A 25,949-nucleotide genomic window follows, 5' to 3' on the forward strand; every position below is an offset into this window, starting at 1 on the left:
ATTAAAATTAATAAGTGGAGGCGATTAAAATATCCGCATCTTGAATTATTTGCCCTTTTTTTGTCAAATCTGCGTGAATTTCAGAGGCTTTTTCAAAAATCGCTAAGTTATCTAAAAATAAAATAGGATAGTCTTGACAAAATATTTGAAATAATGCCAATTTTTTAGTAGCATTAGTTTTCAAAAGACCTCTTTTAATTTCGTAATAAGTTATCCCACTAATAAAAATGTCTATTTTAATCCGTTATTTTTTGTTCATTAACTTGACAATTTATCACTTGATTCATATTGATAACTCCTTTTTTTGACCTTAAATAAATTATAGATTAAAAAACTTTTAAAGGTTCGTAGTTACCTCTTTAGAGGTAAAATGATAGTTAAGAGTTTGAGACAACTTTTTATATCGAACTCAGGTGTCGAAGGGCGTATTCGTTGTACTTTGAAACAGCCCCGCCCTCTGAGGCTAATTTACGATCGAAATGTGTTTAATGCTTACCCGTTGGGAGTATAATGAAACAGAAAAACGATCGAACTAGAGAAGCCATAATGACAGGTTTAGCCTTATTAAGTGTATCCGATAAAACAGGCATTGTAGAATTAGCCAAAACATTAGTAGAAGAATTTAACTTTCAAATCATCAGTAGTGGTGGTACAGCAAAAACCTTACAATCTGCTGGTATTCCCGTTACTAAAGTAAGTGATTATACAGGATCACCCGAAATTTTAGGGGGGAGAGTCAAAACCCTACATCCTCGCATTCACGGCGGTATCTTAGCAAGATTAGAATTAGACTCTCATCAACAAGACTTACAAACTAACGAAATTCGCCCCTTTGACTTAGTAGCTGTCAATTTATACCCCTTTGAGAAAACCATCGCCCAAGATAATTGTACAGTAGAGGAAGCCATTGAGCAAATAGACATCGGTGGTCCTGCTATGGTGAGAGCGAGTGCGAAAAACTATGCTCACGTCACTATTTTGACGAATCCCGCCCGTTATGACGATTATTTGCAGGAATTAAGAGCGAATCAAGGTAAAACTACATTAGCATTTCGTCAAGCTCGATCGGCGGAAGCCTTCGCCATGACAGCCAGTTATGATCAAGCAATTTGTCGTTACTTTGCTCAAATTAACCCCGAATCTGCCGATTATTACGGTATCGGGGGGCAGAAAATTGCCACCCTTCGTTATGGTGAAAACCCTCATCAGAAAGCTAGTTGGTATCAAAACGGAAGCGAGGCTAAAGGTTGGACATCAGCGAATCAATTACAAGGCAAAGAATTAAGCTATAACAACTTAGTTGATTTAGAAGCCGCGCGGAGAATTGTCTGTGAATTTCCTAGTAATGAACCTGCTGTAGTAATTATTAAACATACTAATCCCTGCGGTGTAGCAGTGGGAGAAACTCTTTTCGAGGCGTATCAAAAGGCTTATAATGCTGATTCTGTATCAGCTTTTGGAGGGATTGTAGCATTAAATCAACCCCTTGATGCGCCCACAGCCCAAGCCATGAGTAAAATATTTTTAGAGTGTATTGTTGCTCCTGATATTACCGAAGAAGCTAAGGCAATTTTAGCTAAAAAATCTAACTTGAGAGTCTTACTTTTATCTGATTTAAACTCTGGTAGTCAGGATAACATTAAAGCCATTGCAGGGGGATTTTTAATTCAAGATAATGATACCTCGATCGAGCTTCCTGATACATGGCAAATTGTCACCGAAAAACAACCCACCGAAACCGAATTACAAGAATTATTATTTGCGTGGAAAATCGTTAAACACGTTAAATCTAATGCCATCGTGCTTACGAAAAATCGTACTACATTGGGGGTGGGAGCAGGACAAATGAACCGTGTAGGCTCGGTTAAAATTGCCCTTGAACAAGCAGGAGAGGAGGCTAGGGGTGCATTTTTAGCTAGTGACGCTTTCTTCCCCTTTGATGACTCCGTTAGAACATCCGCCGAAGCAGGTATTACAGCAATTATTCAACCCGGAGGCTCAATTCGTGACGAAGATTCCATCAAAGCCGCCAATGAATTAGGTTTAGTGATGGTATTTACTGGAGTACGTCATTTCTTGCATTAGGAATGGAAAGTGAACTACTCAACAAATACCTGAGTGAATCATACTTTTTTGATGAAACCTAAATTTTATCTCGAACTGAGGTAAAAATTTAGGCTAAATCGAGAAAATGATATTAATATTTGACTAAAAATTATCATAAATTTATTTTTTAGCTCTATTTAGGGTTTGCTGAATAACTCAGAAAGCTATTAAAATCAAGGATTTAGGCATAATATATTAAGAAAAAAGTGAGCAGTTTTACCTCAGTTCGATAAAAGAATTCTTGAGGTTAATAGGTTTCAGGTTGCAGGTTGCAGGTTTCAGGTGTAATTTTCAGAAGATTATATAATTCGATCAAAGAATTGAAGATAAAAAAATCAATTAGGATATATTTTTTGTCAATTCTTTAACCTAATACCTAATACCTGACACCTAACACCTCCCCTTCACCAAAAGACTATGAGGCAAACCCTATTTAGATTTTGTGGGACTTTTTTCAACATTCTTTTAAGAATTTTGCCACTTCAGGATATTTATTATATTCTGCTAAACTAATTGCCGTATATCCCCCATGATTTTGATGGTGAATGTTAATTCCTTCTACTTTAACCAACAATTTAACCGCATCTATATTTCCTTTATGGGAAGCCCACATTAAAGCTGTGCCTCCTCCATTATCTTCAAGGTTAACATCTGCTCCTGCTTTTAACAACTCAGCAATTAATGGTAAGTTATTTCGATCGCACATTTTCATTAAAACAGTTTTACCATCACCTAAAATAGTATTGGGATTTGCCCCAGCGTGAAGTAGATGAATCGCTATTTTTTGCCAACCATTGACAATAGCTAAACCAAGGGGAGTCTCGGTTTCATTATGAAAATTTACATCAGCATTATACTTTAACAATTCTACGACAATTTCCGTATAACCCTGCACACAAGCAATCAGTAAGGGAGAATCTCCATCTTGATTACGGATATTCGGATTTGCTCCTCTTTGTAGTATTTTTCGTACTATAAGTAAATGTCCTTCTAACACCGCTAAATGTAAAGCACTATCGCCATTTTTATCCCGATGGTTAACATTTGCCTTGGCTTCTAATAATCTTTCAATGATAGTTATATTACCATGGGCGGAAGCCATCATTAATGGTGTCATACCTTCATCATTACTATGATTAACATCGATCGATCGTGCTAATAAAAAATCCACCATCTCCATATTATCTTGATCGATCGCTATACTCAAAGCACCATCATCAAGAAAAACATCCGCACCATAATCAATTAATAAATTAACTACCTCAAAATGATTAGATTTAATCGCCAAATAGAGAGAATTATCACCATCCAAATCTTGATGATTAACCCTAGCATGATTATTTAACAACATTTTGACAATGGGAGTATATCCACGATAACTAGCAATCATCAGAGGGGAAGTTTCATCATCATTCGTCAAATTAACATCAGCACCATTATTAATTAATAATTGACACAAAGATTCATGATTTCCAGCACAAGCAAACATTAGAGGTGTCATTTGATGGGGAGAATTTTGAAAGTTAACATCAGCGTCAGCATCAATTAATAATTGAGCAATGTTCATATACCCTCTTTGTATAGCATAAATTAATCCTAGATTTCTTTCTTTATCACTGCACGGTTGAGATGATAATAATTCTTGTATTTTAAAAATATCTTTATGGGTGATGGCAGAATGTAAACTCATGGAAGAATTCATAATGTTATTCTCGACAACAAAGATTAACTTAATTATCAATAATGATCGATCGATTTGTCTTTTTTAGCTTAAATTTACACATTTGTCTAATCCTATCCTCATCAAAATACTTTTTCCGCACCGCTTACTTATAAGCTAAGGCACATTTAACTTACATTTTTTTCAGTAATAAAAAACCTTGAAACTTTTAACTTTTGCCCATTGGCTATTGTCTATTGCCTACCTTCATCAGTCAACTTAAATGCGTCCTAGCTTACCATTGTAGAATTGACTTAGCAAACAGAGCCAAATTTCTGTATGATAGTATAGGTTAGTTTAATATTAACTTATGAAGTCGAATTGCAAATAAATTAAATTAATATGGTTAAATTACGTTTAAAACGCTTAGGAAAAAAAAGAGAAGTTAGTTATCGTATTGTAGCAATGAATAGTCGAGATCGTCGAGATGGAAAAGCCTTAGAAGAATTAGGTTTTTATAACCCCAGAAGTGACGAAACAAGATTAAATGTACCTGCTATTGTTACTCGTTTACAACAAGGAGCTCAACCCACGGAAACCGTGCGCCGTATTTTGGTAAAAGCAAAAGTATTTGAACAAGTAAATGCTTAATAGTGAATTAAATACAAATAATAACGGATGTTCCCCTGATTATGATGGTTTAGTCCGTTTTTTGATTGAGCCTTTACTAGAATCTCCTGAATTGTTGAGTTTTGATTGTGAGCATATATCCAGTACTAAAAGAGTCTGGATTCGTCTGGCATTTGAAGAAAACGAAAAAGGCAAGATTTACGGTAGAGGCGGAAGAAATATTCAAGCCTTGAGGAATGTTTTACAAACTGCTGCTCAACTAGCAGGGGATAACCTTTTCTTGGAAATTTATGAAGATCAGGAAAAGACAAGAGAAAGACGATCGAGACCTCCTCTGCGTCAATCTCCCCCTCCTCGCCCAGCAGGAGATCATTTTACTCGCCGTCCGATCAAACGATCGAATATCGGCTAATCAAGAGGTATTAGGTATTAGGTATTAGGTATTAGGTTAAAGAATCAAACATTAAGGTTGTGATAATCTGTGCCACATAAAAATAGATTATCAGGTAAAAAAAATAACATCAAAAATCCTTAGTTTTTGAGTCAAAATTATTGCGGTGCTTAGTATAAACAAAAAGATGTTAATATTTTGTAACAAACAGTTATGATATTTTTCTCTTGTATTAACAATTATGTATTATATACCTGAACCGCCCATTGGTTTGTTATTTTTTGGTTTTTTTATTGGTGTTACCTGCGGATTAGCTTTTCAGGCTACCTTAAAGCAACAGGTGATGAAATGGAGCAAACAAGGACAACAGGGCATTAAAGCTGATCTATCAGAAATGTCTGTTTTAATCATCCCTTTTTGGGGTATCTGTGTCGGTATTTGCATTTTTCTAGCCGGGGGCTTAGAAATTTTTATTTATAGTAGATCAATCTCCTATGTATTTGCAGGTACTTTAACCCTGTTAACCGCAGGTTTAATTTGGACTCAATTAAAAAAATTGATTGCCCAATTGTTAGAAGGTGGCTCACAAGCCTTAGATTTAGATGCTTTTTATTAACGTAGGGGTTTATGGTATAAACCCTATATGGTATAAATCCTAAGTGATGGTATAAATCCTAAGTGGGAATCGCTTCTCCTGGTCTTAATTTAGCCCATTTTCCCATGTCCATCATAAAACTTTCACAACCCACAACATCCCATTCCATTTCGATATATTCTTGATGGGATCGGATGTTTACATTTATAGATGGTTCTATTGGCTCGAAGTCTGGTTGATCTGTAAGGTGTGGTTGTTCGTGTTGAGCTTCTACTGCATGATAAGTATTACATCGATCGACGTAGTTACAGTTAACACAAATACACATAATTTTCTTCTCCTGTTAACTCGTTATATCTGCTAATCTAGCTCAAATTTTAATCATTTGACCATTCTCAATTCTCAATTTCCAAATAATTTTCTTTTAATAGTTGCTTAGTACGAGTGTTCTAGGTTAAATTATAAGTAATGATAATTAATTCTTTTATAGGTGAATTATGGAAAATTTAACTCCTGCACAAAAACAGTTATATGAATGGTTGATTCAATATATTCAGACAAATAAACACTCTCCTTCCATTCGGGAGATGATGAAAGCCATGAATTTACGATCGCCTGCGCCCATTCAAAGTCGTTTAGAAAAAATGCGTAATAAAGGCTATATTGATTGGTCTGGTGGACAAGCGCGCACTCTCAAAATCTTAAAAAATTATGCTCAAGGATTGACTTTAGAAGGGAAAATCACTGCTGGAGGATTAGTTGAACCTTTCACCGATGAACAAGAAAAGTTAGATATGGGTTCGATGTTTAATCAATCTAACTGTTTTGCCCTCCAAGTCACAGGAGACAGTATGATTAATGATCATATCACTGAGGGGGATTATGTGATCCTGCGATCGATCGAAGAACAAGGAGAAGCCAAGGAAGGAGACATCGTAGCCGTAAGAGTAGAAGGTGAAGGCACAACCCTCAAAAGAATTTATTTTTCAGGGGATGAAGTGGTGTTAAAAGCGTCTAACCCTAATTATGAACCCATTACTGCACCTTTGGAGGAAGTGGAAATTCAAGGAGTTTTACAGGGGGTATGTCGTCTTTTTAATTAAGAATAGATGATGAGAAATTAAATTTTTTTCTCATTTTCTAGTACCCTAGGAACTAAAGATTGTGTGTGAGGAATAACCATGAAAGTTCTGTTTGTCAGTTTTTTACTTATTTTTGTGTTAGCTCAATTTGTCTTGTGGCTAAAACATTTCTTTATCCCTCTTCCCCTCTATATTTTCGGTGGTGCTTTATTGGCGATCGCATCGAATTATGAACAGGGGATGAGAGATTTATTACAAAAACTACCTAATAACCTTCTATCAGGAAAAAAATAAATGAGTGATAAATTACCACAAGTAGAAATTTATACCGATGGTTCTTGTTTAAATAATCCCGGTCCGGGAGGTTATGGAGTAGTATTGTTAGCAGGGGATAATCGTAAAGAATTATCAGGGGGTTATGTGAGAACTACCAATAACCGTATGGAAATTTTAGCGGTGATTAAAGGATTACAAGCCCTCAAAAAACCTTGTCGAGTTAATCTTTATACCGATTCTCAATACGTCGTCAACGCCATTAGTAAAGGTTGGGCGAAAAAATGGCAAAAAAATAATTGGCAACGCAATGCTAAAGAAAAAGCGAAAAACCCTGATTTATGGCAAATATTACTAGAATTATGTGAGCAACATCAAGTTAATTTTATCTGGGTTAGGGGACATTCTGGCAACAGGGAAAATGAAAGGTGCGATCGACTGGCTTTCAATGCTGCCCAAAGTTCGGACTTAGAAGAAGATAGTAACTATATTTAATTACTTAAGACATTAACCAATTTTCTAAAGATAAATCTTGAACCCTAGTTAAATCAGAATCATGGGAAACTAGGGTTAAATTATTAATAATAGCAGTGGAGGCGATTAAAATATCTGCATCCTGAATTATCTGCCCTCTTTTTGTCAAATCTGCGTGAATTTCAGAGGCTTTTTCAAAAATCGCCAAGCTATCTAAAAATAAAATGGGATAATCTTGACAAAATATTTGAAATAATGCCAATTTTTTAGTAGCATTGGTTTTTAAAAGACCTCTTTGAATTTCATAATAAGTTATCCCACTAATAGCAATAAATTGACCACTACGACGCATAGTTTCAATTTTTAAGTATAATTTTTGGTTTTGTTTTAAAAAATATGAAACAATATTTGTATCTAATAAATAACCCATTTAATTGCCTCTTTTAACTGCCTCATCAAATATTCTCATTTCTTCTGGAGTAAAATCACTTAGCATTCCAGAGACTAAATATAATGACAACAGGCTTTTGATTCTTTTTGCTAATTCATCTTCAGAAATTTCATTGAGATCGGGTACATTAATGGGGGTAAAATTTTCTTTCATTACTTTGATCATTTCCTGTCGATTTAAGTTTTCTTGATAAAGTACTTGACTATCAATTAATTTTTCCACAATTTCTGTTATTTTTTGTTCATTAACTTGACAATTTATCACTTGATTCATATTCATCGCTCCTTTTTTTTACCTTAAATAAATTATAGATTAAAAAACTTTTAAAGGTTTGTAGTTACCTCTAAAGAGGTAAAAATTAGAGATATTTTCGGGTTGAATAAGGTAATGAATGATTTTGGGTTGAATAGTATTCAACCCCTACAGAGAATTTTATGATAAGTTTTATTTTCATTTAAAAATGATATTGACATTTTATAAAGTAAGTGTTATCTTAAAGTTATGGACTTAGAAACTTTAGAAAACAATCATCAAGAATGGTTACTCGATGATTTTGTGGAGGTAGCTAATCAGTTATTACCTTTATATCTTCCCCAGATAAAGGGTAATAGCAAAGTGACAGAAGAAATTAACCCTCGTTTAGTACGATCGTACACCAGTCAAAGGTTGATGGATGAGCCTATTCGTCAAAATCGTTATGCTTTTTATACCTATCGTCATCTTTTACAGTTATTGTTAGTCAAGCGTTTGTTAAGCGATGGTATCGGCACAACGGCGATTAATGATTTATTAACCTCGAAAACTAATCAGGAGTTAAAAAATTTATTAGTGGGAGGTATTCAGATTAATATTACAACAGCCCATCCGATTTTAACAGAAACCCACAATTCTAGTAATTCAGCTTTGGATTTTCTCGCCAATTTAAAGGGGAAAAGAAGTCAATCAACTATGGGAGGTAACGTCAAACAAGAGAATCAAATCCCGTCGATCGAGAACAAAGATACCATGTCTGCATTAGGTGAGATTTATAATCATCAAAACTTATTAGACAGGCAAGAAAGTTGGACTCGTATCAGGATTTTAGACGGTTTAGAGTTACATATTCGGGATGATTTCGTTTATCCCAATAGTATCAAAGAGAAAGAGTCTTTAATAAAACTTTTCAGCAATATTTTAACTAAATTCTTCAAAAAGAGGTAATTATGACCAATATTAAGCCCCAAGTGCAATTTATCTGTTTAAGAGATGCTATTGCTTCTGATAGCATAACTAATCTTGATGTGATTGTGAGAATTACTGTGCCTGAAATCCAGACTAATCGACAACGCCCTCCTCTTAATTTAGGGTTAGTAATTGATCGATCGGGTTCGATGCAAGGTGATAAAATTAAGTATGCTCGTCAAGCAGCTATCTATGCAGTACAACAATTAAAAGAATCTGACAGGATTAGTGTAACTATCTATGATGATGAGGTAGAAGTGATTATTCCCTCTCAACGGGCAACTCAGAAACAGGATATGATCGATCGAATTCAAAACATTTATTGTGGAGGTTGCACGGCGTTGTATGATGGTTGGTTAGAAGGGGCGACTCAGGTGAGTAAATATCTGCAACTTGAACATTTAAACCGTGTTATCTTGTTATCCGATGGCTTGGCGAATGAGGGAGAGACGAATCCTGATGTGATTGGGAATGATGTTAATGGCTTGAGTAAACGGGGAGTTAGCACTACGACAATGGGCATCGGGGATGATTTTAATGAGGATTTGATGCAGGGAATCGCCCTTTCTGGCGATGGTAACTATTACTTTATCCAAAATCCAGATCAGTTACCAAATATCTTCAATGCTGAGTTACAGGGGATTATGGCAACCATTGGGCAAAAAGTCAGTTTAGGGATTAATCCTTTTTCTCCTGTGGAATTGGTGGATGTGTTTAACGATTTGGAAAAAACGGAATACGGGCGTTATAAATTACCGAATCTTATTGCAGGAAATCAATTTGATATGGTATTGCGATTAAAAATTCCTCCTATGACGGAATCAGCACCTCTGGTTAAATTCCGATTAGCTTATGATGACAATGAAACCCAGTCGAGAAAGGTATCTCATCATCAATTACAGTTACCTGTGGTTAACTCCGCCCAGTTGAATAGTTATCCTTTTAATGAGGAGGTAAAGGCAAAAGTAGCTCAGTTAATGGCTTCACGGGCAAAAGAGGAGGCTGTAAGAAACCTTGATAGAGGAGATATACAGGGTACAAGAGAGCGTTTACAGGAGGCAAAAGAAGAAATGATGGCTTCTGGGGTGTGTTTTAATATGATTGAGCCAGAAATAGCGGAAATGGACAATTTATTGGAGGATTTGGAAAAGGGAGAGGGTAAATCTATGCGGAAAAAAGCTCAATTTCAGAATTATAGCAAACGCCGTAGTCGTCAATAAAAGGTTCATAAAGTTCGATCGAGCAGTGTGCCTTTCGCATCGTAGGGGCTTAATAATATTAACCCCTTGCTATTTTAAAACATGGGACATGACAAAAGTGCAACGATTATGACATATTACCGCTTTTCTGAAGGTTGATGTGCGATCATGCTTTTAACTTCACTTTTAAGGAATAAGTAAATTTTTAAAATTTATTCCATATTACTGCATAATTTGAACTTTTGACACTGATAGATAAATAAGAGGAAAAATTATTCTTCTATTTATTCCATGAGAATATTTTTTGAAGTTGTTATAAGAAAAATTAAATTAAAATATGAATAAAATGAGCATTATAGGGAAAAAATTATGTTAAACGAAACTATTTATCAAGAAATTGATCGCATCTCTCAAGAAAAAGGAATCGAAAGTTCTCTTTTAAAAGAGTTTGCTAACTTTGTTATTCTCAATCAAAAAACAAAAAGTAAAAATATAACTAAAACAAAAAGGAAAAAACCCTTATCTATGGCAGTGATAAAACAAGCTGTTTTAGATTATTTTCGAGTAAAAGATACCAAAGATTTACGCAAATCCTCTGAGTTTAAATTATCCACAGAAAGCATGAATTTAAACTTTCGTCAAAAGGAATCATGGGAAACTCTCTATCGGGAATTTGTCGATATTTTGCCTGAAGAAAAAGGAGAAGAAGGAGTTAACTGTATTAATGGTATTAATATTTTCAAGTATTTTCGCCCTTGGCTAGTATTTGGGCTTAATCCTAAAACTGCAACGGAAAAAGATATTAAATCCGCTTATAGAGAATTATCGAAAAAATATCATCCGGATAACTTAGAAACAGGAAATGGCGAAATTTTTGATCGCATCAATATTATGTATCAGTCAATTTTACCTAAAACATTTCAGATTTAATCATGGCAAAAGAAAAAAATTTATTTACTATTTCTGAAGAAGAATTAACTACCGCTTTAGAAATATCATTAGAGCGTTTAGACAAAATAATCGATTTTTTTGATTCTGATCCAGATGATGAATGGGATTTACAAGAAAATCAAGATTATATTTTCCTCAACAAAAATAAAAAAATTAGGAAATATTCAACTAACGGTGCGTTAAAAATTGCTACCTATTTAGACACCCATGAAAAACGAGGAATTATTGCACAAATAAAGGAATTTATTACAGGACATCGGAAAAAAATACGCAATGCTTTAGCAAAAAAAGTTATTTTAGAAGAATTAACTGAGGATGAAAAAATTATACAAGTAAATGGTCGTTCAATGATTCCAAAACAAAGTTTAAGGAGAATATTAACAACCAGTGGGGCAAGATTAAATCAAGCCATAGAAGATTTAAGAAAATCAGAGAAACCTTTAGAAGCAAATGTAGATTTTGCAGAAAGAGAATTACCGAAAAAAAACATCCAAAAAAGAAAAAATAAGCAAGATAATATCAATGAAAATCCTGTTTTTGAATTATGGTTTTCTGGAAAAGGTTCGGTAAGAATTGCAAGAGAATTAGGAGAAAATTTAAAGGATAAATCTCGTCAAAAAATGTGCATGGCAGTTAGCCAACAAATTGAACCTGTTTTACAGGAAAAAGAGCGGAAAAAATTAAGATTTAATAAAGATATTGAAAGTGCGAAACATAAGGCTAAAACAAGGGATAAAAATACTTGTCAAATTACTTTAGTTCATAAAAATAGTAAAAAAATAAATGCGATCGCAGCTCATCATTTGTATAGTGTAAATAAACATCCCCATTTAGCAACTTCTATTGATAACTTGATTACCATTGATGAAAAAATACATCAAGAATTTCATTTAACTTGGATGGGAGGTTATGATGTAGAGTGTACAGTTCAAAATTTCATTGATTTTATTACAGAACGTTATCCCGAACAGGCAACAGAAGAATTACTTGATCGTCTTTTCCACATTCAAAAAACCTTAAAAATTTAAGAAAAAATAATATTCGATCGAGTTTTTTGGGGGGGAAGTTCGATCGAGTTTTTTGGGGGGGGAAGTTCGCACTGCGTAGCAGATCTCTTCGGGATCGAATTGCTAAACTAAAATTGTATTAATAGTTGTGTGTCACTTATGGAAAAATTGCTCATCAATAATAATCAAGAAGATTTAATCGAATTAATCAAATCAGTCAACGAAGAAAATAAAATCTATGAATTAGAAGGGGTTAATGCTTCTGCGGTGTTAATCTCTCAAAAAGATTATGAAAGTTTACAAGAAACGATCGAGCTATTATCAATTTCAGGACTAAGAGAAAGTTTACAACGTTCCCTTGAACAAATATCAAATAATGAAACTTACTCTTTAGATGATGTATTGGGAGATATTGATTGATGGTTTATCAAATAAGATTTACCAAAGAAGCCAAAAAAGATGTAGCTCAACTTACCCAAAAACAGAAAGAAAAACTCAAAAAAATTATTCAAGAAATAATAAGTATTAGTCCTTATGGTGGTAAAAAACTGCTCGGAGATTTGAGTGGATTCTACTCTATCCGTTTAAGTTATAAAGACAGAATTCTTTATACTATTGATGAGCCTCAAAAACTAATATATATTCATCGTGCAAAAACTCATTATGGAGATTAATTCTAGTCAATAACAATTTAAAAGTTCGATTTTGTGGTGAGAAGTTCGATTTCTGTGGGGGGAAGTTCGATCGAGTTTTTTGGGGGGGAAGTTCGATAAAAACATAAAAACAATTATTAACGATTCAAATAAATTGTTAAAAATATATGATAATTAAACCAATTTTATCTCAATTATATGATTATTTAAAATCAACTTATCACAATAATTTAAAACAGGTAATACTATTTGGTTCAGAAGCCAGAGGAGATGCCATCTTAGAATCGGATATTGATATTTTAATAGTCTTAGAGACACCATTTAATTATTATCAAGAAGTACAGAAAATAGGTGAATTTATTAGTAATCTCTGTTTAGAGTACGATCGTTTAATTAGCTGTTGTTTTACGACTGAAGAACAATTAAAAAATGAAAATAATGCTTTTTATCGAAATATAAAAAAAGAGGGTATTAAACTATGAATAATACTCAACACAAATTTTTAGAGAAAGCAAGAAAAAGTTTAGAAGTAGCCAAACAAATTAATGAGAATGGCTATCCTGAATTTGCCGTTTCTAGGGCTTATTATACTATGTTTTATATAGCTTCAGCTTTTTTAGAAGGCGACAATCTCACCTATGGCAAACATTCAGCAATTATCGGAGCATTTGGAAAGTATTTTGCAAAATAAAGTTCCAAAAATATATCATCGTTGGTTAATTGAAGCGGAAAAAATGAGAAAAGGAGGAGACTATAATTTAGAGATTAATATTAGTTATGAGGATGTTAATAACATTATCGCTCAAGCTGAAGAAATGCTTAATTTTGCGACAGAAAACTTGTAATTTAATATTTACTAATTGCATTTTGTGGGGATGTGCAATCGACTTTTTTGTAGGGGAGTTCGATTTTTATAGTGGGAGGTTCGTGAAAGTTCGATCGACTTTTTGGGGTGGAGTTCGATCGACTTTTTGGGGTGGAGTTCGATCGCCCTGAAGCACTTCGTGACGTACGTTTATAAAAAATGCTATAATATGTCAAAAATGACATACTGTTTCAATGAATGAAAATGAAAGTAAACCCCTTATATGGTTCAAAGGAGAAGTCAAAACCCCACCTTTTTCGAGCAAAGCAAGACTAGAGGTAGGATTTTTATTAAGAAAATTACAGGGAGGTGAACCCCTCTCAATGCCCATTTCTCGCCCAATGCCCACCATTGGTTCAAATTGTCATGAATTACGCATTAATGACGAGAAAAAAACTTGGCGAATTATTTATTTTATTGATGATGAAGCTATTGTTATTTTAGATATTTTTGATAAAACAACCAATAAAACCCCTAAAAAAGTTATAGAAATTTGTCAAAAAAGATTAAGACAGTATCAATATATTTAATCAGGAGCTATATAGATGAATAAAACTAAAATTGAAAGACTAAAAGCCCAAGGATGGGAAATAGGAAATACCTCCGATTTTCTAAGTTTAAGTCGAGAAGAAATGGCATTTATTGATTTAAAAATAGCTTTAAGTAAACGATTAAAGGAATTAAGATTATCTCAAAATATTTCTCAGGAATCCTTAGCAAAAAAAATCAAATCTTCTCAATCAAGAATAGCTAAAATGGAGGCTTGTGATAATTCCGTTTCTATTGATTTAATTCTCAAAACTATTTTTTCTTTAGGAGGGACTAATAAAGATATTATGGAGACAATACAATCATTAAGTAATTAATAATTTATGGGAGTTCGATCGCGCAGCGCCGCCCTTGGCGATCGAACCTCTAGGCGATAAAAAAAGTTATGATAAAATGGTCATAAAGTGGTCACAATTATCAATTATGAAAAGTATCGGTGTCAGACAATTTCGAGATAAAGCATCCCATTATATTGGTAGTAATGAGATTCTAGCCATTAAAAAGCATCAAAAAGTAGTCGGGTTTTATATTCCCATTCAAGAATCCACAGAAGTTGAAATTCAAGAAGCATTAAATAAATTATCTGTAACGGTTAACACTGCTTTAGCGGAAAGTGGATTATCAGAAGATGAATTAAGCAAAGCCTTTGATTTATCAAAAAAAGAGGACTAGAATGCGTTTAGTAATCGATGCGAATACTTTAGTAGCTGAGTTGATTCGTCAACGAGGAAGAGAGTTAATTCTTCATCTAGAAAAAAGAACTGATTTACTGATTTCTACTTTAGCTAACTATATTCAAGGATTAGGAGGAAATCTTAAATTAGTAGCGGAGTTTCCAGAGAATAAAACTATTGTCATCAAAGGATTTGCAGATTTAAGTCAAAATTCCTGAAGAATAATATTTATGAGGTGGTGCGATGTTGTAGGGGAGTTCGATCGCACTCTATAAACTAAATAAAATTTGTAAATTAAATAAATATGAAAATAATCCGTACAATTAAAACAGTAGAAAATGGTCAAGTTTTACTCAACTTACCATCAGAATTTTCTGGACAACAAGTAGAAATTATTATTTTAACAAAAGAGTATTCTTCTATTAAAAAAAACAGTTTAAAAGGAGCATAAAAAAACTATGCTAACCCTGAATTAATGACATTAGAATCAAAGGCTTGGGAAAATTTTACGGAGGAAAAATATGGCGATTGCTGATGCTAATATAATTCTTCGTTATCTTCTCAATGATCATGAAGAATTGTCAACTAAAGCAGAAAAAATACTAGAAAATAATCGAATAATATTACTTCTTCCTGTTGCCTGTGAAGTGGTATTTGTTTTGCAAAAAGTTTATGAAGTAGAGAGATAAAATTCAAGAAGTCTTGCAGAAATTCGTTGAGGAGGAATTAGTTTTTCTGGAGAAACCTGAATTATTAATCAAGGCTTTGGATTGTTATAGCGAAACAAGATTAGATTTTGTGGATTGTCTTCTATGGGCTTATTGTAAGATTGATTAGGAAAAAGTTTTTACCTTTGATCAAAAACTTAATAAGTATATTCAAAGAGATATTTGATCAGAATCTAAGTAATATGACGATCGACTTTTGGGGGTAGAGTTCGATCGAATTGCTAAACTAAAATAGTATTAATAATAGAGTCTTGAACAAATATCGAATCAGGAAACTTACTCTTTAGATGATGTCTTAGGTGATAACGAGAGTCTTCTTTCTTTGCAGATTAAGATAAATAAAGTTCGATCGAGTGGTAAACCATTATAGAATAGAAATTGGTTTTAAAATATGGATTTATCAATGATACAACAGGGCGAATTATTTACTCTCGACATCGAAGACGTTAGCAGTGAAGGCAATGGTATCGGGAAAGTTAATCAACAAGTGGTATTTGTGCCGAATACCGTCACGGGCGATCGAATTTCGAGTCGTATTATTAGGGTAAAGAAAAAACACGCAGAAGGAAAAATAGAGACAATACTAGAAAATTCTCAGTATCGTATTCGTCCTCGCTGTATTGTTGCTGATAAGTGCGGAGGTTGTCAATGGCAACACATCGATTATGAATATCAACTCAAAGTCAAACAAAATCAAGTCAAAGAAACCTTAACCCGTATCGGAGGCTTTACAGACTTTACCCTAGAAAAAATATTTTCTGATGATGATTTAGGTTATCGTAACAAAGTTAATTATCCTTTAGGAGTATCAGAAACAGGCACAATTAAAGCAGGATACTATCAGCAAAATAGTCATCAGATTGTTAATATTAACCAGTGTCCCATACAAGACGATCGACTTAATCCCCTGCTCAAAGAAATTAAAGAAGATTTACAAAAGTTACAAATCCCCGTTTATGATGAAAAAACCAAAAAAGGTGCATTGCGACATCTTTGTTTTCGCATCGGTAAAAACACGGGGGAAATTTTATTAACCCTCGTAAGTGCGCAAGTTAGTAACGAAGTTATCGAAAAACAAGCTCAAAAATGGTTACAACGTTATCCTAATTTAGTGGGAGTCTGCTTAAACCATAACCCCAAATCCACTAACGTTATTTTTGGTAAAGATACGGATTTGTTAGCAGGAAGACTTTATCTTAACGAAATTTTTGCAGGTTTAACCTTTCATTTGCGCCCCGAAACCTTCTTTCAAGTTAATACCACCGTGGCAGAAGCCTTATTTAATCAGGTTTTAGAACAATTAAACCCACAAGGGCATGAAACAGTAATCGATCTTTATTGTGGAATTGGTACATTTACACTACCGATCGCCCGAAAGGTGAAACAAGTCATCGGTATTGAATCTCATAACATTTCGATCGAACAAGCAAACCGTAACGCAGAAGTCAACGAGATTAAGAATGCTAAATTTATTTTAGGACAAACGGAGGTAATTTTACCAGAAATGGACGACAACCCCGATATAGTTATTCTCGATCCTCCCCGTAAAGGTTGTCAACCCCAAGTCATCGAAACATTACTAACCTTAAAACCAGAGAAAATAGTTTATATCAGTTGTCATCCCGCCACCCTCGCAAGGGATTTAAAAATGCTGTGTGAAAACGGTGATTATCTACTAACTTTTGTACAACCTGCGGACTTTTTCCCCCAAACTCCCCATGTAGAAACCGCCGTGATTCTGCAAAGAAGAAAAGAATAGGGGATTAGGGAATTAGGGAATTAGGCAGAAATTTTCTTAATTCCTTATTTAATTTTGATTTTCTCCAAACAAATGATCTAATATTCTATTATTTTCTGTTTGCAATCCTTTGATTTCCGATTGCATAGCTTTAATGTTTTATTGCATTGCCCTCATAATTCCTACGCTTTCCACAAACATATCACTTAAAGAAGCTATCTGTGTTGTAAGTTGACTAACTTGCTGTCTAACTTCTTTAATTTCTGTCTGATTAGCTACGGTTGTTTTGGCACAAGTTTCTAGTAATATTTCAATTCGTTTAAGTCTTTCTTCTGACATAATATTGAATTAAGTTAATAATTTATAGTATTCTTCTGAAATATGAGCAATCTAAGTTCTTACTTATCTCTACATCTTAACATCCCAATCCCCTAATTCCTAACTTCTAAAATCTATTTGTTGTTCGCCATAAATAAGATTAAATCAATCATACGATTAGAATAACCCCATTCGTTATCGTACCAAGAAATTACCTTAAAAAAGTTAGAGTTTAACTCCATACCAGCATCAGCATCAAATATACTCGATCGAGGGTCAGTAATAAAATCCGAAGACACCACCGCTTCTTCTGTATAGCCTAAAATTCCCTTCAACTCCCCTTCCGATGCTTCTTTCATCGCTTCACAAATAGCTTTATAAGTAGTAGCCTTTTCCGTTTTAAAGGTTAAATCCACTGCCGAAACATCGGGAGTTGGCACTCTAAACGCCATCCCCGTTAACTTTCCTTTGAGTTGAGGTAACACTAATGCTACGGCTTTTGCCGCCCCTGTGGAAGCAGGAATAATATTTTGTGTTGCACTACGTCCTCCCCTAAGGTCTTTTTTACTAGGTCCATCAACCGTAGGCTGTGTCGCAGTCATAGCATGGATTGTCGTCATTAACCCTTCCACTAAACCAAAATTATCATCGATTACTTTTGCGATCGGAGCTAAACAATTAGTAGTACAACTAGCATTAGAAACCACATGATCTGTTTCTGGGTTGTAAGTGGTATGATTTACTCCCATAAGTAAAGTGGGAACTTTAGCAGGTTCTTTTGTAGGGGCTGAGATCACAACTTTTTTCGCCCCAGCTTTTAAATGTTTTCCAGCACCTTCTAAGTCGGTAAATAATCCCGTTGCTTCTACTACATAGTCAGCACCTAAATCTCCCCAAGGCAATTCTTCAGGATTGCGCACAGAAACACAGGGAATGAGTTTACCGTTAACAATGATACCTTCTTCGGTGCTTTCTACTGTACCTTTGAATTTCCCGTGGGTAGAGTCGTATTTGAGGAGATAGGCAATATTTTCTGGTGGCACTAAATCATTGATTCCCACAAATTCGATGTCGGGATTCTCTAAACCAGCACGAAAAACCAGTCTGCCGATTCTACCGAAACCGTTAATCCCAATTTTGATTTTAGACATAAAAAACTGTTAAATTTTGAGGACAAGTTAGCTAATAAATTTAGCTTTTGCTCTCATTGTACCTATACTTTTTTTAATGGTTCAAATTTTAAGAAAATATTAATATAGCAGTCTTAAATCATTTGTAAGAAGTTTAAATTAAATTCCCCCCTTTATTTAAGGGGGGTTAGGGGGGATCATATTCTTATGACTGATTGCTATATTATAGCAGTCAGTTATGAGTTGTGAAAATTATCTTATCATCAAAGGCAAGAGGCAAAAGGCAAAAGGCAAGATTAGTCGTATCTTCGATATTTTTTCTAATAATTTATTTCTCACAAATGATTCCTGATTGCTATACTAGAGTTTTTGTTGGGTTACGCTCTCGCTAACCCAACCTACAAATTGATTATAAGTAATTTTAGAATTTGATGATTCAAATTTTATTGTTAATCAATTTCTACTATTTTTAAAAGGTGTTTATCTTTAATAATTGGAGCATTTTGTTCATGGGAATAATTACGATATTGTACCCTTAAATCTTGGAGATCGATCGACATTGTTGTTTTTAATTTTGGTTCTTTTTTCGTCTCAAAATCAGGAACATATAAATAACTAATACGGGGAATATTAAAGTAAAATCTGATTAAATTCCCTTCTTCCATACGTCCGATCGTACGACTGGCACAACCTTCATATAATCTTAGTAAAGTGGGCAAAGAATCTAACATATCAAGATGTACTAAATAACTTTTTTCAAACACTTTTCCTACTTTTAACTCTTGACAAATTTGCTTCATTATGTTAAGGTTTCTCAGGGTAATTAACATTTCATCCGCTAAAAAACAAGCAGCTTGATAGTTACCAAATAACTCTTTTATATCTGCTTTTAACACAGGAGATAATTGACGAATTGTTGGTCGTGTCGTAAAGTGACTTAGGGCTAAATATAATAATATATCTTGTCTGCGTCGATCGGCAATAGCATCCCATTCTGACTCATTTGTTACCTGTAAAATCACTTTAAAAGCCTGTCTAAATGTTCTAAATTCTGCTTTAATTTGGCTTTCTTGAATTAACTCATTTTTTTGAGGTAGTCTTCCTCTTTCTGTATAAAAATTCATCAAAGGAGTTAATAATTCTTGGTAATCAGCAAACTTTTTAAGGGGTTGTAAAACTCTAGGAGTCCTCACCCTAGAATGAAAACGGGATGCTCGAAAATTGTTCGCTTTTTCCTTGTCTCGAAACACAAAATAAATTCCTAAACCAGCGGGGATAGCTTCCTCATTTAAGACATTTTCAATATATATTTTTAACTCCTCTTGATCATAATATTTTTGAAAAGTATTTCTTTCGGTAACGATACCATCACCATATACCATAAATCCTTTTTGTCGATCGTCAATTAAAACCTGTGCCGCCACGATTAAAACTTCTTGAGTTAATGCCCATGCTTTTAATAATGCTTCTCGTCTTTCCGTCACATTTTCAATAACATTAATGATATAACCTAAGTTAACAATATCTGCTTTTTTTAAAGGGTTATTCGGTTGATAAAATAAATCCCAACCATCACTTTGATAACCTTTTTCTGCCATTATTTGTACATCTAAACCACGCCCACATCCATAATCAAAAAATGTAGTTTGCTCAGAAAATAACTCTGCTTCTAAGGCTAAATTAACAGGGCGAGAAAGTCTATTACGATGAATTGCGGCTTTGTGTCGATCGATTTTAATAAATTCTTGAGGGTTATTGTGTAAATCACAAACTAAATTATGATCAATAAAAGTCAGAGAATGATCATTTAATAACTGTTGCCATTCTTTTTGAGTACCGATATAACGAGCATTATCTAATAAACCTAACTTTTCCTCAATAAAAGTTAAATGTTTAAACTTATCATAAAGAAGATAATTAGTATTAATAAAAGTTTCTTTGCGATGAAGAATAGGGGGATTATTTGAGTTACTATAGTCGATAATTTTAGCGCTTTTTTCAATCAGATTTGCAATAATACTTTTTTTGAGGGGTGGATGAGGATTAGAGTCAAAATCAGGATAAAACAGATAAGATATTTTCGGCTCTTCTAGGTTAAATTTTACTAAATCAAAATCAGAGTTATTTATTAATTCTCTAGCACTTTTTTCATATTCTTGAAGAATATTATCTAAAAAAATTAGGGCGGAAATATGCACATAAAGATTATTAGGAAGATGCTTTCCTATTTTACTTTCCTTGGCTATACCACATATTTCTATAAAATTATTAACCATAAAATTGACTTGGTAATTATCATTTTTGTGCTACATTTTACATTGATTAATTAAGAAAATTTTCTCTCTTTGATCCTACCATCCATTTACTAAATTTAATAAAGGTTAGAAAGTATTTTCATCCCCTCTTCCCACCTCAGTTCGACATAAAGAAAATGATGAAAACTAGACAGGTGGACAAGTGGACAAGTGGACAGGTAGAAAAATTCCCAATATTTGTGGGTTTTAAAAATAATTTTATTGACTCAAAAAAAACACAATCCTCCTGTCTGCCTGTCTGCCTGTCTTCCAAGTCAGCCCTCACCTATTTTTATATCGAACTCAGGTAACACCCTAATCGATAAATACTTTTTCAGCAAACCCTAATTATTAATTGATTCATCAATTTTCAGGTAAGATGACTATTGAGAGTTATCAAATTGATTAAATTATGGATTTTTCTAGTCAAATTGCTAGTCAATTGAACGCTACGGCTATCCTTCCTGAAGGAATCGTGATCGTTACATTATTATTAGTATTAATAGTCGATTTAATTTTTGGGCGTAAGTCTGTTGTATTTGTGCCTTATTTGGCTATTGTCGGACTCCTCGCTTCGGTGGTGGCTTTAGTCTATGGTTGGGATAATCCTGATCCTACTTCTTTTCTCGGCTCTTTTACCGCCGATAATTTAAGTATCGTTTTTCGTGGCATCGTGGCACTATCCACCACTATCACTATTCTACTGTCGATCGCCTATATTGAAAATACAGGCACTTCCCTAGCGGAATTTATCGGCATCATGTTAACCGCTACTTTGGGAGGAATGTTTCTCTGTGGTGCATCAGAATTAGTGATGATTTTCGTCTCTTTAGAGATGCTTAGTATTTCATCCTACCTGATGACAGGATACATGAAACGGGACCCTCGATCGAACGAAGCGGCTTTGAAATATTTGTTAATTGGTGCAGCCAGTTCCGCTATTTTCCTCTATGGTTCATCCTTACTATACGGATTATCAGGAGGCATGACTAATATTAATACCATCACCGCTACTTTACAAGCAGGAGTTGGTTTAGAATCCCTTGGTTTAGCCATCGCCTTAGTGTTTATGGTGGCAGGTATCGCCTTTAAAATTTCTGCTGTACCCTTTCACCAATGGACTCCCGACGTTTATGAAGGCTCACCCACTCCCGTTGTCGCTTTCTTGTCTGTGGGTTCAAAAGCCGCAGGTTTTGCCATCGCCATTAGATTATTAGTCACCGCCTTTGCCCCTGTCACCGAACAATGGCACTTTATCTTTACCGCCTTAGCTATTCTGAGTATGGTATTAGGTAACGTGGTAGCCTTAGCCCAAACTAGCATGAAAAGAATGTTAGCTTATTCTTCCATTGGTCAAGCAGGTTTTGTGATGATTGGTTTAGTGGCAGGTACTCAAGCAGGTTACGCTAGTATGATATTCTACTTGTTCATTTACCTATTCATGAACTTAGGTGCATTTGCTTGTATTATTCTTTTCTCCTTGAAAACTGGCACGGATAAAATTAGCGATTATGCTGGACTTTATCAAAAAGACCCCCTATTAACCCTCGGATTAAGTCTCTGTTTGCTCTCTTTGGGCGGTATTCCCCCTTTAGCTGGATTTTTTGGCAAAATTTACATTTTCTGGGCAGGTTGGCAAGCTGGGCTTTATAGCCTTGTTTTAGTGGCTTTAGTAACTAGCGTTATCTCCATTTACTATTACATTCGAGTAGTCAAAATGATGGTTGTCAAAGAACCTCACGAAATGTCAGAAGTAGTGAAAAAATATCCTCCCAGCCGTTGGAATTTACGGGGAATGCGCCCGATTCAGGTGGCTTTGGTGTTTTTAATCATTGCGACTTCTTTACTAGGTATTCTATCTAATCCTGTGGTTACGATCGCCAACAAATCTGTTAGTAGTAGCTTGGTATTGAAAGCATCTTTAGAAGCAGGTATTAATAACATTTCTGCTCAAAATGTGGTTAACTCTGTATTGTAAATTTTGAGACATAAAAAAGGGCGAGAAAAACTCGCCCCTTCAAATTAATTTACTATTATCTTCTGTCTTCTACCTTCATGGCTTACCTCATTGCCAATAATTGTTGAGATTCTTTTCTTAACATCTCCAATAAATAATCATTCTGAGTCGCCTCCGCAATTAGCATTCTTCTCTCTAAATTGCGTCTAAGGTTTTCTAAATGTACTTCTTCTAATTTTTGATGACTTATCGCCGAAGGAATAGTGGAGTGAGGTGCGATCGCACAGTGCTGTTTCACGATCGAACTTGTTTCTTGAGGATAAAATAGAGGAGTAGCATTAGGACAAGTACTATAACTTACACCACGATAACTCAAGCCTAATTTTGGACGTAATTGGGGAATATGTCGAGGTAGTTTTCCATAAACATTACAGCCTCTATACTTCCCAATAATATCACCCTCTTTCATTTCCAATAAAGAAGTTTCTGATTTATATTGATTGCCACGATATTTCATTTTCATATTATTTACTCCCGATATTTTAAAATTTTTATATTATATAATGAATTAATTAGTATTTGAATTTAAAAGGACATAATTTTTTATCTTCTGTATCTATTTTTACATTTTTTTATATTAAAGTAAAGTTATTGTAAGAAAAACTTAATATTTAAGTAGGGTTTGCCTCATAGTATTTTGCTGAGGGTAGGGAAAAGGGAAGAGGGAAAAGGAAAAAGGGAATAACTAACAAAAATCAAGGTTTTAAGGTTTTGCACAGACATATTATTATAAAAGTATTTTATTATAAATAATATAAAAAATGCTCATTTGTTGACTAAAAATACTCAAAGTTGTGCACTTTTTGGTTAATGTAGTGTGTCTAAACCATTGATTTTAATAGTTTTCTGATTTATTCAGCAAACCCTAGATAACGATCGAAATACAAGTTAAAATTAAGGCTTCACTCCATTCGACTGTAGCTCCGTAGGTGTCTCCCGTATGTCCTTTTAGTTGGCGATAAAACCACCATCCCACTAATAATGATGAAATTATCCCCGTTAACGTTTCTATTATGATCAGTTGAAGGGAACTTTTTAACCAAAAATATTCAATTAACAGTAAAGGAATAATAAATAAGGAAGTAAAGATTATATCAAAAGGTAAATTTAAACTCTTTTTTAAAAATGCACCCTTTCCCTCTACTTTAAGATAAGGATAAAGCACGATCGACATAAATTGTCCCCATCTAGCCCAACTAGCACAAAAAACCAGATAAAACCCAAGATTTTCAGTTATTGCCATCACACTTGCCACTTTTAACAAAATCACAATAATTCCAGCCATTACCCCATAAGCGCCCGTGTGACTATCAGTCATTACCGTTAAGCGTTTCTCAGGATTTGTTACCGCCAAGCCGTCAGCAGTATCCATCACCCCGTCTAAATGCAATCCCCCCGTTATATATATCCATAATGCCACGATTAAAACTCCTTGCAACAAAGGAGAAAAACCCAAGATATTTAAAACATAAGCTATTAAGCCTAATATACTTCCTAACAAACAACCCACCCAAGGCAACCACACCGCAATTTTACTGAAATTTATCGGCAAAAAAGAAGGTAAAGGAATAATAGTATAAAAAAGTATTGCCCCAAAAAAAGACTGGATCAAATTTTTCATTGCTATAAAATATTTAGGAGTTGATGAAAAAGACTTCTCCAAAAATTTCCATAGAGACATAAAATTTTACATCTATACAATAACTTTAGGCATCAAAAATCTAATTTTAAGAAATTTTACTCGATACCTAACACCTAAAACCCAAAACCTAACACCTCTGGTTTCCAAAAAAATTTTTTTATCTCCCATATTTAAGATTAACCTGAACAAAAAGGAAATTTTAGGTTAAAATTGTGTCGTAGCGAACAATAAAAATTATTTATTCAATTTCAAATTTGCTATTAATATAGAAGTAGATTAAGACTTTTTTGTCAAATAATCTCAAATAATATTAATCTTGACATCAAAAATTTGTTGTAAAGATTGACTTAACGATCGAAATATGAGATTTTCATGTAGCTATTGACTTTCTTTGGATTTAACTACATTTAATCTGTCAATGAAACAATAGATTAAGAATAATTATTTTCTCCCATAAGAGAATTTAATTATCTCGTATTGTAAATTTTTAATTAAAAAGAGCTAGATATGCTTTAAGCATTTCATTTTCAGTAACACATATTAGTAAGTAAGAGCGAAAAAAAGGGTTAATACTATGAATCACCAAAATTATTGTCAAATACCAGCACCTTGCATTATCGAATCGGGAATTTTAGTTAATAAAGAAGACATCAAACGTTTAATTAATGATTTAACACAAGTAAAATACATACATATTATCGATGGCGTAGTGCAAAATAATGGTACAGGTTGGATTTTAGAGGTATTTAATGACCCAAATCAAGCTACAGTAGTTGTTAATAACAGTCTCTATATCAATATTCAAAGTTTTGATTATCTCAAATTAACTCAAGTATCTCCTCAAGAAACCTATTTTGATTTAATCCAAGATAATCGTCAATTAAGGTTAATTCCACTTACTACGGCTAATCAGGATGTGCAAACTCCGAAAAATATTGGTTTTGATTGTTTAGAAGATATGTTGGAAGAAGTTTTATCGGCTAAATGGGATGTACAATTAGACGAAGACTTTTAGAATGTAGAATTTAGAATGCAGAATGTAGAATTAAAAAATGAAGTTGTGGTAAACATTTTCTTATATAAAATTTGACAAAATAAACTATTTGTGCAAAAACAAAGATTTAGGTAATATCTCATAGTCCGCCAAGAAATAAATGATGCTGTTGGCGAAATAAATCTTAACCTGTATTAATTAGAAATAAAGCAAATTATGAAGATGAGACAGGTGGACAAGTGGACAAGTGGACAGGTGGACAAGTGGAAAGATGCCAAAATTATCAATATTTGCACATTTTTTTCAC

General features: G+C 33.9%; 36 protein-coding genes. 25 read left to right on the forward strand and 11 right to left on the reverse strand.

The window, feature by feature from the left end:
• Positions 1-7 precede the first annotated feature (7 nt).
• Positions 8-184 carry a hypothetical protein gene (locus tag SYN6308_RS22630; protein WP_017295259.1) on the reverse strand — a complete coding sequence of 59 codons (177 nt, stop codon included), beginning with the start codon at positions 182-184 and terminating at the stop codon, positions 8-10.
• Positions 185-546: 362 nt separating this feature from the next.
• Between SYN6308_RS22630 and purH the strand changes: the two genes are divergently transcribed.
• Complete coding sequence (gene purH, locus SYN6308_RS14965; protein ID WP_026102101.1) at positions 547-2,085, forward strand: bifunctional phosphoribosylaminoimidazolecarboxamide formyltransferase/IMP cyclohydrolase; 1,539 nt, start codon at positions 547-549, stop codon at positions 2,083-2,085.
• A 475-nt stretch (positions 2,086-2,560) separates the two neighbouring features.
• Here purH and SYN6308_RS14970 read toward each other — a convergent pair whose 3' ends face one another.
• On the reverse strand, positions 2,561-3,796 hold the full coding sequence (locus tag SYN6308_RS14970) for an ankyrin repeat domain-containing protein (protein ID WP_017295261.1): 1,236 nt from the start codon (positions 3,794-3,796) through the stop codon (positions 2,561-2,563).
• 372 nt (positions 3,797-4,168) lie between these two features.
• On the opposite strand from SYN6308_RS14970, the gene rpsP reads away from it, so the two are divergent.
• From rpsP to SYN6308_RS14985, 3 genes are all read left to right on the forward strand, one after another.
• Positions 4,169-4,417 carry a 30S ribosomal protein S16 gene (gene rpsP, locus SYN6308_RS14975; protein ID WP_017295262.1) on the forward strand — a complete coding sequence of 83 codons (249 nt, stop codon included), beginning with the start codon at positions 4,169-4,171 and terminating at the stop codon, positions 4,415-4,417.
• Positions 4,410-4,808, forward strand: coding sequence for a KH domain-containing protein (locus SYN6308_RS14980; RefSeq protein WP_017295263.1), 399 nt, complete (start codon positions 4,410-4,412; stop codon positions 4,806-4,808). Before rpsP ends, SYN6308_RS14980 begins: the two co-directional genes overlap by 8 nt.
• 220 nt (positions 4,809-5,028) lie before the next feature.
• On the forward strand, positions 5,029-5,403 hold the full coding sequence (locus tag SYN6308_RS14985) for a hypothetical protein (RefSeq protein ID WP_017295264.1): 375 nt from the start codon (positions 5,029-5,031) through the stop codon (positions 5,401-5,403).
• Positions 5,404-5,461: 58 nt separating this feature from the next.
• Here SYN6308_RS14985 and SYN6308_RS14990 read toward each other — a convergent pair whose 3' ends face one another.
• Positions 5,462-5,710 carry a Ycf34 family protein gene (locus SYN6308_RS14990; RefSeq protein ID WP_017295265.1) on the reverse strand — a complete coding sequence of 83 codons (249 nt, stop codon included), beginning with the start codon at positions 5,708-5,710 and terminating at the stop codon, positions 5,462-5,464.
• A gap of 169 nt (positions 5,711-5,879) precedes the next feature.
• On the opposite strand from SYN6308_RS14990, the gene lexA reads away from it, so the two are divergent.
• From lexA to rnhA, 3 genes are all read left to right on the forward strand, one after another.
• A complete protein-coding gene (gene lexA, locus SYN6308_RS14995; RefSeq protein ID WP_017295266.1) occupies positions 5,880-6,485 on the forward strand; it encodes a transcriptional repressor LexA in 606 nt (201 codons plus the stop codon).
• Positions 6,486-6,563: 78 nt separating this feature from the next.
• Positions 6,564-6,758, forward strand: coding sequence for a hypothetical protein (locus SYN6308_RS15000; protein ID WP_017295267.1), 195 nt, complete (start codon positions 6,564-6,566; stop codon positions 6,756-6,758).
• A complete protein-coding gene (rnhA, locus tag SYN6308_RS15005) occupies positions 6,759-7,232 on the forward strand; it encodes a ribonuclease HI (protein ID WP_017295268.1) in 474 nt (157 codons plus the stop codon).
• Positions 7,233-7,236: 4 nt separating this feature from the next.
• On the opposite strand, the gene SYN6308_RS15010 is transcribed toward rnhA, so the two are convergent.
• Both SYN6308_RS15010 and SYN6308_RS15015 read right to left on the reverse strand, forming a co-directional pair.
• Positions 7,237-7,641, reverse strand: a complete 405-nt coding sequence (locus tag SYN6308_RS15010) for a type II toxin-antitoxin system VapC family toxin (protein ID WP_017295269.1) — start codon at positions 7,639-7,641, stop codon at positions 7,237-7,239.
• Complete coding sequence (locus SYN6308_RS15015) at positions 7,642-7,935, reverse strand: hypothetical protein (protein WP_017295270.1); 294 nt, start codon at positions 7,933-7,935, stop codon at positions 7,642-7,644.
• A gap of 228 nt (positions 7,936-8,163) precedes the next feature.
• Between SYN6308_RS15015 and SYN6308_RS15020 the strand changes: the two genes are divergently transcribed.
• From SYN6308_RS15020 to SYN6308_RS25590, 9 genes are all read left to right on the forward strand, one after another.
• Complete coding sequence (locus SYN6308_RS15020) at positions 8,164-8,862, forward strand: MerR family transcriptional regulator (protein ID WP_017295271.1); 699 nt, start codon at positions 8,164-8,166, stop codon at positions 8,860-8,862.
• Positions 8,863-8,864: 2 nt separating this feature from the next.
• Positions 8,865-10,103 (forward strand): vWA domain-containing protein, encoded by a 1,239-nt coding sequence (locus tag SYN6308_RS15025; RefSeq protein WP_017295272.1) that lies wholly within the window; start codon positions 8,865-8,867, stop codon positions 10,101-10,103.
• 348 nt (positions 10,104-10,451) lie between these two features.
• Entirely contained in the window at positions 10,452-11,012 is a 561-nt protein-coding gene (locus SYN6308_RS15030) for a J domain-containing protein (RefSeq protein WP_017295273.1), read from the forward strand.
• A 2-nt stretch (positions 11,013-11,014) separates the two neighbouring features.
• Entirely contained in the window at positions 11,015-12,061 is a 1,047-nt protein-coding gene (locus SYN6308_RS15035) for a hypothetical protein (protein WP_017295274.1), read from the forward strand.
• Positions 12,062-12,199: 138 nt separating this feature from the next.
• A complete protein-coding gene (locus tag SYN6308_RS15045; protein WP_017295275.1) occupies positions 12,200-12,460 on the forward strand; it encodes a type II toxin-antitoxin system Phd/YefM family antitoxin in 261 nt (86 codons plus the stop codon).
• Entirely contained in the window at positions 12,460-12,714 is a 255-nt protein-coding gene (locus SYN6308_RS15050; protein ID WP_017295276.1) for a type II toxin-antitoxin system mRNA interferase toxin, RelE/StbE family, read from the forward strand. Before SYN6308_RS15045 ends, SYN6308_RS15050 begins: the two co-directional genes overlap by 1 nt.
• 146 nt (positions 12,715-12,860) lie before the next feature.
• The gene (locus SYN6308_RS15055; protein ID WP_017295277.1) at positions 12,861-13,175 is read left to right on the forward strand and encodes a nucleotidyltransferase domain-containing protein; all 315 of its coding nucleotides are present in this window, start codon (positions 12,861-12,863) and stop codon (positions 13,173-13,175) included.
• Complete coding sequence (locus SYN6308_RS25585) at positions 13,172-13,384, forward strand: HEPN domain-containing protein (RefSeq protein WP_017295278.1); 213 nt, start codon at positions 13,172-13,174, stop codon at positions 13,382-13,384. The genes SYN6308_RS15055 and SYN6308_RS25585 overlap by 4 nt, the downstream gene beginning before the upstream one ends.
• Complete coding sequence (locus SYN6308_RS25590; RefSeq protein ID WP_237741225.1) at positions 13,374-13,538, forward strand: hypothetical protein; 165 nt, start codon at positions 13,374-13,376, stop codon at positions 13,536-13,538. Before SYN6308_RS25585 ends, SYN6308_RS25590 begins: the two co-directional genes overlap by 11 nt.
• Position 13,539: 1 nt before the next feature.
• On the opposite strand, the gene SYN6308_RS24655 is transcribed toward SYN6308_RS25590, so the two are convergent.
• Positions 13,540-13,743 (reverse strand): hypothetical protein, encoded by a 204-nt coding sequence (locus tag SYN6308_RS24655; protein ID WP_144051450.1) that lies wholly within the window; start codon positions 13,741-13,743, stop codon positions 13,540-13,542.
• A gap of 9 nt (positions 13,744-13,752) precedes the next feature.
• Between SYN6308_RS24655 and SYN6308_RS15065 the strand changes: the two genes are divergently transcribed.
• The 7 genes from SYN6308_RS15065 (at position 13,753) to rlmD (ending at position 17,268) form a co-directional block, all read left to right on the forward strand.
• A complete protein-coding gene (locus tag SYN6308_RS15065; protein ID WP_017295280.1) occupies positions 13,753-14,088 on the forward strand; it encodes a type II toxin-antitoxin system RelE/ParE family toxin in 336 nt (111 codons plus the stop codon).
• Between the two features lie 15 nt (positions 14,089-14,103).
• The gene (locus tag SYN6308_RS15070; RefSeq protein WP_017295281.1) at positions 14,104-14,424 is read left to right on the forward strand and encodes a helix-turn-helix domain-containing protein; all 321 of its coding nucleotides are present in this window, start codon (positions 14,104-14,106) and stop codon (positions 14,422-14,424) included.
• A 106-nt stretch (positions 14,425-14,530) separates the two neighbouring features.
• Positions 14,531-14,779 (forward strand): hypothetical protein, encoded by a 249-nt coding sequence (locus SYN6308_RS15075; protein WP_017295282.1) that lies wholly within the window; start codon positions 14,531-14,533, stop codon positions 14,777-14,779.
• A gap of 1 nt (position 14,780) precedes the next feature.
• The gene (locus SYN6308_RS22640) at positions 14,781-14,999 is read left to right on the forward strand and encodes a hypothetical protein (protein ID WP_017295283.1); all 219 of its coding nucleotides are present in this window, start codon (positions 14,781-14,783) and stop codon (positions 14,997-14,999) included.
• Between the two features lie 86 nt (positions 15,000-15,085).
• Positions 15,086-15,232, forward strand: a complete 147-nt coding sequence (locus SYN6308_RS25330; protein ID WP_017295284.1) for a hypothetical protein — start codon at positions 15,086-15,088, stop codon at positions 15,230-15,232.
• A gap of 70 nt (positions 15,233-15,302) precedes the next feature.
• Positions 15,303-15,470, forward strand: a complete 168-nt coding sequence (locus SYN6308_RS24305; RefSeq protein ID WP_017295285.1) for a hypothetical protein — start codon at positions 15,303-15,305, stop codon at positions 15,468-15,470.
• A 445-nt stretch (positions 15,471-15,915) separates the two neighbouring features.
• Positions 15,916-17,268, forward strand: coding sequence for a 23S rRNA (uracil(1939)-C(5))-methyltransferase RlmD (gene rlmD / locus SYN6308_RS15095; protein ID WP_026102103.1), 1,353 nt, complete (start codon positions 15,916-15,918; stop codon positions 17,266-17,268).
• 138 nt (positions 17,269-17,406) lie between these two features.
• On the opposite strand, the gene SYN6308_RS15100 is transcribed toward rlmD, so the two are convergent.
• The 3 genes from SYN6308_RS15100 to SYN6308_RS15110 form a co-directional block, all read right to left on the reverse strand.
• Positions 17,407-17,586, reverse strand: a complete 180-nt coding sequence (locus SYN6308_RS15100; RefSeq protein WP_017295287.1) for a hypothetical protein — start codon at positions 17,584-17,586, stop codon at positions 17,407-17,409.
• Between the two features lie 113 nt (positions 17,587-17,699).
• Entirely contained in the window at positions 17,700-18,716 is a 1,017-nt protein-coding gene (gene gap, locus SYN6308_RS15105) for a type I glyceraldehyde-3-phosphate dehydrogenase (protein ID WP_017295288.1), read from the reverse strand.
• A 428-nt stretch (positions 18,717-19,144) separates the two neighbouring features.
• Positions 19,145-20,971 carry a DNA phosphorothioation-associated putative methyltransferase gene (locus tag SYN6308_RS15110; protein WP_017295289.1) on the reverse strand — a complete coding sequence of 609 codons (1,827 nt, stop codon included), beginning with the start codon at positions 20,969-20,971 and terminating at the stop codon, positions 19,145-19,147.
• 430 nt (positions 20,972-21,401) lie between these two features.
• Here SYN6308_RS15110 and SYN6308_RS15115 point away from each other — a divergent pair, with 430 nt between their 5' ends.
• The gene (locus tag SYN6308_RS15115) at positions 21,402-22,967 is read left to right on the forward strand and encodes an NAD(P)H-quinone oxidoreductase subunit N (protein WP_017295290.1); all 1,566 of its coding nucleotides are present in this window, start codon (positions 21,402-21,404) and stop codon (positions 22,965-22,967) included.
• 82 nt (positions 22,968-23,049) lie between these two features.
• Here the strand turns inward: SYN6308_RS15115 and SYN6308_RS15120 are convergent, their stop codons facing one another.
• Positions 23,050-23,469, reverse strand: coding sequence for a DUF4278 domain-containing protein (locus SYN6308_RS15120; protein WP_017295291.1), 420 nt, complete (start codon positions 23,467-23,469; stop codon positions 23,050-23,052).
• 402 nt (positions 23,470-23,871) lie between these two features.
• The gene (gene cobS, locus SYN6308_RS15125) at positions 23,872-24,627 is read right to left on the reverse strand and encodes an adenosylcobinamide-GDP ribazoletransferase (protein WP_017295292.1); all 756 of its coding nucleotides are present in this window, start codon (positions 24,625-24,627) and stop codon (positions 23,872-23,874) included.
• A gap of 595 nt (positions 24,628-25,222) precedes the next feature.
• On the opposite strand from cobS, the gene SYN6308_RS15135 reads away from it, so the two are divergent.
• Positions 25,223-25,663 (forward strand): hypothetical protein, encoded by a 441-nt coding sequence (locus tag SYN6308_RS15135; RefSeq protein ID WP_017295294.1) that lies wholly within the window; start codon positions 25,223-25,225, stop codon positions 25,661-25,663.
• Positions 25,664-25,949 lie beyond the last annotated feature (286 nt).

This window comes from Geminocystis herdmanii PCC 6308, assembly GCF_000332235.1.
GTDB lineage: Bacteria > Cyanobacteriota > Cyanobacteriia > Cyanobacteriales > Cyanobacteriaceae > Geminocystis > Geminocystis herdmanii.

Excerpts from the sequence above, each read along its gene's own strand:
- purH (WP_026102101.1), top strand. The coding sequence starts at position 547 with ATGACAGGTTTAGCCTTATTAAGTGTATCCGATAAAACAGGCATTGTA.
- SYN6308_RS14970 (WP_017295261.1), bottom strand. The coding sequence starts at position 3,796 with ATGAGTTTACATTCTGCCATCACCCATAAAGATATTTTTAAAATACAA.
- rpsP (WP_017295262.1), top strand. The coding sequence starts at position 4,169 with ATGGTTAAATTACGTTTAAAACGCTTAGGAAAAAAAAGAGAAGTTAGT.
- SYN6308_RS14980 (WP_017295263.1), top strand. The coding sequence starts at position 4,410 with ATGCTTAATAGTGAATTAAATACAAATAATAACGGATGTTCCCCTGAT.
- SYN6308_RS14985 (WP_017295264.1), top strand. The coding sequence starts at position 5,029 with ATGTATTATATACCTGAACCGCCCATTGGTTTGTTATTTTTTGGTTTT.
- SYN6308_RS14990 (WP_017295265.1), bottom strand. The coding sequence starts at position 5,710 with ATGTGTATTTGTGTTAACTGTAACTACGTCGATCGATGTAATACTTAT.
- lexA (WP_017295266.1), top strand. The coding sequence starts at position 5,880 with ATGGAAAATTTAACTCCTGCACAAAAACAGTTATATGAATGGTTGATT.
- SYN6308_RS15000 (WP_017295267.1), top strand. The coding sequence starts at position 6,564 with ATGAAAGTTCTGTTTGTCAGTTTTTTACTTATTTTTGTGTTAGCTCAA.
- rnhA (WP_017295268.1), top strand. The coding sequence starts at position 6,759 with ATGAGTGATAAATTACCACAAGTAGAAATTTATACCGATGGTTCTTGT.
- SYN6308_RS15010 (WP_017295269.1), bottom strand. The coding sequence starts at position 7,641 with ATGGGTTATTTATTAGATACAAATATTGTTTCATATTTTTTAAAACAA.
- SYN6308_RS15015 (WP_017295270.1), bottom strand. The coding sequence starts at position 7,935 with ATGAATCAAGTGATAAATTGTCAAGTTAATGAACAAAAAATAACAGAA.
- SYN6308_RS15020 (WP_017295271.1), top strand. The coding sequence starts at position 8,164 with ATGGACTTAGAAACTTTAGAAAACAATCATCAAGAATGGTTACTCGAT.
- SYN6308_RS15025 (WP_017295272.1), top strand. The coding sequence starts at position 8,865 with ATGACCAATATTAAGCCCCAAGTGCAATTTATCTGTTTAAGAGATGCT.
- SYN6308_RS15030 (WP_017295273.1), top strand. The coding sequence starts at position 10,452 with ATGTTAAACGAAACTATTTATCAAGAAATTGATCGCATCTCTCAAGAA.
- SYN6308_RS15035 (WP_017295274.1), top strand. The coding sequence starts at position 11,015 with ATGGCAAAAGAAAAAAATTTATTTACTATTTCTGAAGAAGAATTAACT.
- SYN6308_RS15045 (WP_017295275.1), top strand. The coding sequence starts at position 12,200 with ATGGAAAAATTGCTCATCAATAATAATCAAGAAGATTTAATCGAATTA.
- SYN6308_RS15050 (WP_017295276.1), top strand. The coding sequence starts at position 12,460 with ATGGTTTATCAAATAAGATTTACCAAAGAAGCCAAAAAAGATGTAGCT.
- SYN6308_RS15055 (WP_017295277.1), top strand. The coding sequence starts at position 12,861 with ATGATAATTAAACCAATTTTATCTCAATTATATGATTATTTAAAATCA.
- SYN6308_RS25585 (WP_017295278.1), top strand. The coding sequence starts at position 13,172 with ATGAATAATACTCAACACAAATTTTTAGAGAAAGCAAGAAAAAGTTTA.
- SYN6308_RS24655 (WP_144051450.1), bottom strand. The coding sequence starts at position 13,743 with ATGTCATTTTTGACATATTATAGCATTTTTTATAAACGTACGTCACGA.
- SYN6308_RS15065 (WP_017295280.1), top strand. The coding sequence starts at position 13,753 with ATGAATGAAAATGAAAGTAAACCCCTTATATGGTTCAAAGGAGAAGTC.
- SYN6308_RS15070 (WP_017295281.1), top strand. The coding sequence starts at position 14,104 with ATGAATAAAACTAAAATTGAAAGACTAAAAGCCCAAGGATGGGAAATA.
- SYN6308_RS15075 (WP_017295282.1), top strand. The coding sequence starts at position 14,531 with ATGAAAAGTATCGGTGTCAGACAATTTCGAGATAAAGCATCCCATTAT.
- SYN6308_RS22640 (WP_017295283.1), top strand. The coding sequence starts at position 14,781 with ATGCGTTTAGTAATCGATGCGAATACTTTAGTAGCTGAGTTGATTCGT.
- SYN6308_RS25330 (WP_017295284.1), top strand. The coding sequence starts at position 15,086 with ATGAAAATAATCCGTACAATTAAAACAGTAGAAAATGGTCAAGTTTTA.
- SYN6308_RS24305 (WP_017295285.1), top strand. The coding sequence starts at position 15,303 with ATGGCGATTGCTGATGCTAATATAATTCTTCGTTATCTTCTCAATGAT.
- SYN6308_RS15100 (WP_017295287.1), bottom strand. The coding sequence starts at position 17,586 with ATGTCAGAAGAAAGACTTAAACGAATTGAAATATTACTAGAAACTTGT.
- gap (WP_017295288.1), bottom strand. The coding sequence starts at position 18,716 with ATGTCTAAAATCAAAATTGGGATTAACGGTTTCGGTAGAATCGGCAGA.
- SYN6308_RS15110 (WP_017295289.1), bottom strand. The coding sequence starts at position 20,971 with ATGGTTAATAATTTTATAGAAATATGTGGTATAGCCAAGGAAAGTAAA.
- SYN6308_RS15115 (WP_017295290.1), top strand. The coding sequence starts at position 21,402 with ATGGATTTTTCTAGTCAAATTGCTAGTCAATTGAACGCTACGGCTATC.
- SYN6308_RS15120 (WP_017295291.1), bottom strand. The coding sequence starts at position 23,469 with ATGAAAATGAAATATCGTGGCAATCAATATAAATCAGAAACTTCTTTA.
- cobS (WP_017295292.1), bottom strand. The coding sequence starts at position 24,627 with ATGAAAAATTTGATCCAGTCTTTTTTTGGGGCAATACTTTTTTATACT.
- SYN6308_RS15135 (WP_017295294.1), top strand. The coding sequence starts at position 25,223 with ATGAATCACCAAAATTATTGTCAAATACCAGCACCTTGCATTATCGAA.